4 protein-coding genes are annotated in these 5,204 nt (G+C 33.9%); all 4 read left to right on the plus strand.

Annotated elements, in window-relative coordinates:
- Positions 1–897 precede the first annotated feature (897 nt).
- The 4 genes from HOG71_02425 to HOG71_02440 all read left to right on the plus strand — a co-directional run bounded on the left by HOG71_02425 (position 898) and on the right by HOG71_02440 (position 5,036).
- A complete protein-coding gene (locus HOG71_02425) occupies positions 898–2,382 on the plus strand; it encodes a DUF4173 domain-containing protein (GenBank protein ID MBT5989684.1) in 1,485 nt (494 codons plus the stop codon).
- Positions 2,383–2,401: 19 nt separating this feature from the next.
- Positions 2,402–3,130: a hypothetical protein gene (locus HOG71_02430; GenBank protein ID MBT5989685.1), complete on the plus strand. Its 729-nt coding sequence runs from the start codon at positions 2,402–2,404 to the stop codon at positions 3,128–3,130.
- The gene (locus HOG71_02435) at positions 3,118–3,531 is read left to right on the plus strand and encodes a hypothetical protein (protein MBT5989686.1); all 414 of its coding nucleotides are present in this window, start codon (positions 3,118–3,120) and stop codon (positions 3,529–3,531) included. Before HOG71_02430 ends, HOG71_02435 begins: the two co-directional genes overlap by 13 nt.
- 578 nt (positions 3,532–4,109) lie before the next feature.
- On the plus strand, positions 4,110–5,036 hold the full coding sequence (locus tag HOG71_02440) for an IS1595 family transposase (protein MBT5989687.1): 927 nt from the start codon (positions 4,110–4,112) through the stop codon (positions 5,034–5,036).
- The last annotated feature ends 168 nt before the right edge of the window (positions 5,037–5,204 follow it).

Raw genomic sequence — 5,204 nt, forward strand, 5'->3', positions numbered from 1 at the left:
CTTACTAACGAAATATAGTTATTTAAAAGATTTGTATGGGTTGGTTTTTAAAAAAAGCTTGTGTTTTTGGTAATTTGGAGCTGCGAAGAGCCGAGGAATGCCAATAAATTTCTGTCATACCGACCTGCGGGAGATATCTGATGGCCGAGTTTAAGCATTTCAATTGGTTTTTTTTGCCTGCTCTTCGTTAGCAGATTCTTCTCCCGATAAATCGGGATGAGAATGACAGAAGATATAGAGTGAGTGTGAATCCTTTTCTGGCTCAAGTTTGCAACTTGGGCTAAACGTATGCATTTGAAGGAGTTTTTCGTTCATCACTGTCCTCTGCGAGAGACAGTGATGGGACAATAAAGGTATCGAGAGACAGTGATGGGGCTAAAAATGGTTCAAGGATTAGCGCAGCGGTTCTTGGACCTCTTCTTAATGTATATCGAAAATGTACGCTCCGTTGTTCGTAGCTTGAATTTAACTCATCCTTGCTTTCGCTGAAGCTTCAGCAGAAGCAAAGCCCTAACCCCTTCTCTGAAAAATCAAAGAAGGGGAATTGATACTACTTCAAAATTAGAATTGATATATTAATAATTGGAGTACATACTGTTCCCTTCTTTACGTAGTAGAGAAGGGCTAGGGATGAGTTACTTATGGGAAAGTGTTGTTACAACCTTTCGTTCATCACTGTCCTCTGCGAGAGACAGTGATGGGAGAAAAATGGTTCTAGGCTTAGATGCAAAAATATAATTCAAAAAAATTTGCCTAATCTAAAACTATTACTAACTTTGAAAAACAAAGTACTATGCGTTATAACGATAAATAAATTGATTTACAAGAGGAGAGGGGCTTCTCTATTTTTTTAAACATTCACTTTGAAATACAAAGAACTTTAAAATTAAATTGATAATGAAAACAAAAACGAAAGTAATTGAATTGGTGATAGGAATGATTTTTTTTCATATCCTGTTTTGGCACGAAAGAATAGGGCTTAATGCATTGTTATTTGCCGTATTAACCATAGGCTATAATTTTGGATTTAATTCTGAATTTCTGAAAAACAAAAAACTCCTTTTTCATGCTCTGACATTATTGCTTGCAAGCGTTGGAGTCATTCTTTTTAACTCCATACCTTCAAAAATTGCTTTTTTTGCTGCCTATATAATTTATATTGGATTTAGTTGGCGACCAGAGTTTAAAACTGTTTTTGCTGCTGCACTAATTGGTTTAAATAATTTGTTCAGTTCTGTATTTACTGCACTTGGCAATATATCAAATGAAAATTCTCGTTATTTAGGGAAATTCAAAATATATAGAGTTTTTAAGATTGCAGTTATTCCTATTATTGTCGCCTTTGTTTTCATTCTCATTTTCCGACAGGCTAATCCCGTATTTGCAAAATATACGAATAGCTTTATGGAAGCATTTTTAAGGTTTTTTGACAATATTTCGTGGGCATGGGTGTTTTTTATGGCATTGGGTTTTGTTGTTATTACAGCCATTTTATACAAAGGTATTTATGCAAAGAAATTTGATAGAGAGCTTCAAAAAGGGGAGTATGTATTGAGAAAGCGATCTAGTTCCAGTAATAATACAGACAGACCCTATAGCCGTTTTAAAAACATGTATTGGAGTGGAATTGTTTTAATTATTCTGGTCAATATCATTGCTTTAATTATCAATATTATTGATATCAATTATGTTTGGTTCGGATTTGAGGAGCAGCAAGGAATAAATTACAAACAAATGGTGCATGAAGGAACGTATTATCTGATTCTGAGCATCCTATTATCCATGATTATTCTATTGTATTATTTCAGAAGTAATTTTAATTTTTATTCAAAGAATAGTTTGCTGAAAATTCTTGCTTATATATGGATTGCTCAAAATGGATTCATGGGCATTTCCGTTTTAATCAGGAACTTGCTCTATATCGGTCATTTTGGACTGGCTTACAAACGAATTGGTGTGATGATTTATTTAGTACTTGTTTTGATCGGATTAATTACAATGATCATCAAGATCAGGGATAAGCGGTCTGGTTTTTATTTATTCCGATTGAATTCACTGGCCACATTTATCATGCTGATCGTGATGAGTTTAGTTAATTGGGATGTTTGGATAGCCGCTTATAATCTGAAACACAACTACCCAAGTGAGATTGACGAAAGATTTCTGGTGAGAATGTCCGTTAAAGCATATCCATTACTTTTTGAAAATGCAGATAAACTTAATGAAATTAGAGATTATCACGATTATAATTATACGATAGGATCCACCATTAGAAAAGAGAATAAGGCACAGGAGAAAAATTCTTTTATGTCGTGGAATGTAGCAGATTATAAAGCCATGAAATACCTTGAAGAAAAAGGAATTATTGGGGATTCTTATTAAAAATTTAAAAATCAGTTTTATGAAAAATATGAAACACGCCCTACTATGGGTTGGAATTTATGCCATTGGAATGGCTTTTTTAGAAAGTGCAGTGGTGGTTTATTTACGCAATATGTTTTATCCCGATGGATTTACTTTCCCCATTGTGCAACTCAATAGTCAAATTGCCATAACAGAGGTGTTACGAGAAGTTGCTACTGTCTTAATGCTTGTTAGTGTTGGCGTATTAGTCACCAAGAAAGCTTCCGAGCGATTTGCTTACTTTATTTATGCTTTTGCCATTTGGGATATTTTTTACTACATATTTTTATATTTCTTGATGGGATGGCCACAATCTTTATTGGATTGGGATATTCTTTTCCTGATACCCGTTACCTGGTTTGGTCCAGTAATAAGTCCGGTACTGATTGCCTTTATGATGATAGTGTTAGCTGTTAGTATCATCTATTTCAATCAGAAGTTTGTTAAAGTTAAAATAAGCGCCATAGAATGGGGCCTATTTACAAGCGGTTCGGTAATCGTTATCCTTTCCTGGATTTGGGATACTGTTTTATATGTCATCAATCATTTTTCCTTTTCAAAATTGGCTGACATCAAACTTGGTGAGCTTATAAAGAGTTTTTCTTTGGATTATGTGCCTGAGCATTTTCCTTGGTTAATTTATTTCTTTGGTTTTTCATTTATTGTTACTGGTATTGTACATTTTTTCAGGAGACACTTAAGAATTGTTAACTCATGGAGGAAATAATTGGTTTATTATTATTGACGGGTGTTGGCCCATATATATTATTACTTTGGATAATTTATAAGGTTGAGAAAGGTTCTTTGACAGATTATCAATTAGCTAAAAAAAATAGCTCATACAGAAAAAACGGGAAAGTAAATTCATGGATATTATTTAGCTTGCTACCAATTATTTTTTTAGCTATAGATTTTTCTCTTGATATTTCATTTCTTGAATGGCTAAGCTTTGTACTAATATGTGCATACTTTTTACTGAGTATATTTCACACTGCAAAAATGATGTTGACACCAAAATCTTCTTTAGTTGGTATTTTGCTAACCTCTGTTTGTTCATTTGGATCAATAATTTTTTTTATAATTGGATGGTTTTTAATAAGTACAGAATCTTGGGGGTCGTTGTTTTGAATTTGCATGTCTAATCCTTTTAGCGTCACCTGAAAAGGACACTGAGTTAAGTGTAAGGTAAATCAATCGTCACTTTCCTCTTTGAGAGATAGTGAGGTGACAGAAATGTCTCAAATGAAACAGTAATGCATGTAGACTCTGTCATACCGACCAGCGGGAGGTATCTGTAATCTGTAATTAGGGTTTTAATTTTTAAAAAACAATTATGCTCTACGTTAACAGATTTCTCCTTTGGTCGCCTGCCTGCCGGCAAGGCAGGAAATAACAGAAACTGGGTATATTGCCCATTTCTACTATCAATGATATAAATGACTCCCCGACTGGATTAAGTCTGCGACTTAATCCCTTTATGCATCAGCAGTGCCTCTCATAAGTGATCCAAGGCAGCAATAATGTAGGTCAAAATTGGAATTAAAATAGTCCAATTCGTACCTACAAGCACTTTCTCTTTGCCCCCCACTGGTTTAAGTTTGGAACTTAAACCTAAAAGTACTTTCTCTTTGACTGAGAACATTGTAATATAATTTTAAATGACTATCAGGAATTTCGCCCAAAGCCATTATCTTTGTCTGAAAAATATGAATCTGTTTGAATTTATGGATAGATTTCCTGATGAAGATGCTTGTGTCAAGCACTTCATGGAGGTACGCAATAAATTGGGAGTAAAATGTAAAAGATGTGGACATTCTGATCATTATTGGAAAAGAGACAGAGAATCCTATCAGTGTAAGAATTGTGGTAAACGTATTACCTTAAGAAGTGGCACAGCATTACAAAACAGCAATTTATCGTATATGTTATGGTTTAAAGCGATGCATTTGTTGACCACAACAAAAAAAACATTTTCTGCACTTGAGGTGCAAAGACAATTAAATCATAAATCATATGAAGCAATTTGGAAAATGCTGCATAAGATTAGAGAGGCAATGGGTAGAAGAGATTCACGCTACAAGCTCTCTGAATTTATTGAACTTGATGATGGTTTTTTTGAAACTGTTAATCTGGAATCAAAAGAAGAGAATAGGAAAAGAGGTCGAGGAAGCCAAAAACAATCAAAGGTGTTGGTACTGATAGAATCTACACCATTTCAACCAGAAGAAAAAGAAGGCAAATACAAGCATAAACCTGACAGAAAAGTTGGACATGTAAAGATGATTGTAATGGAAAATCTCCAAAGTAAGAATATCAACGAAAAAACAAAAAAGACTGTTAAAGGTGATGCATCAGCAGTTTCAGATGCATATAGGGGCTACAATAAACTGGAGGAAATATTAAAGTCTCATAAAGTTATAAATACTTCAGAAATCAAAGAAGCCCATACCGTATTACCATGGGTGCACAGTGCTATAGGCAATGCAAAGAAAGTTCTTCAGGGGCTTCATCATAGTATAGGAAAAGATTATCTGCAAAATTATTTAAATGAATTTTGCTATAAATACAACAGACGATATTTTGACGACAAACTATTTGACAGGTTGGTAATAGCTTGTATTGAGCTAGAATAGTTTTGGGAGAAAAAGCTGATAGTCATTTTGTTTTTTATAGTTCCACCATTTGATGAATTAGAGTTATATAATGCATATATTGAGCTAGAACCACTAATTCTTGAAATTAAGTTTTTTGCAATCGTTGGATTTGAACCAGAAGAACGAATTACATATACCTGAGACGCA

It is taken from the genome of Bacteroidota bacterium (genome assembly GCA_018698135.1).
Classification (GTDB): domain Bacteria; phylum Bacteroidota; class Bacteroidia; order CAILMK01; family JAAYUY01; genus JABINZ01.

What these genes read in the sequence shown, in the direction of transcription:
- HOG71_02435 (MBT5989686.1), top strand. Translation starts at nt 3,118, where the DNA reads ATGGAGGAAATAATTGGTTTATTATTATTGACGGGTGTTGGCCCATAT.
- HOG71_02430 (MBT5989685.1), top strand. Translation starts at nt 2,402, where the DNA reads ATGAAAAATATGAAACACGCCCTACTATGGGTTGGAATTTATGCCATT.
- HOG71_02425 (MBT5989684.1), top strand. Translation starts at nt 898, where the DNA reads ATGAAAACAAAAACGAAAGTAATTGAATTGGTGATAGGAATGATTTTT.
- HOG71_02440 (MBT5989687.1), top strand. Translation starts at nt 4,110, where the DNA reads ATGAATCTGTTTGAATTTATGGATAGATTTCCTGATGAAGATGCTTGT.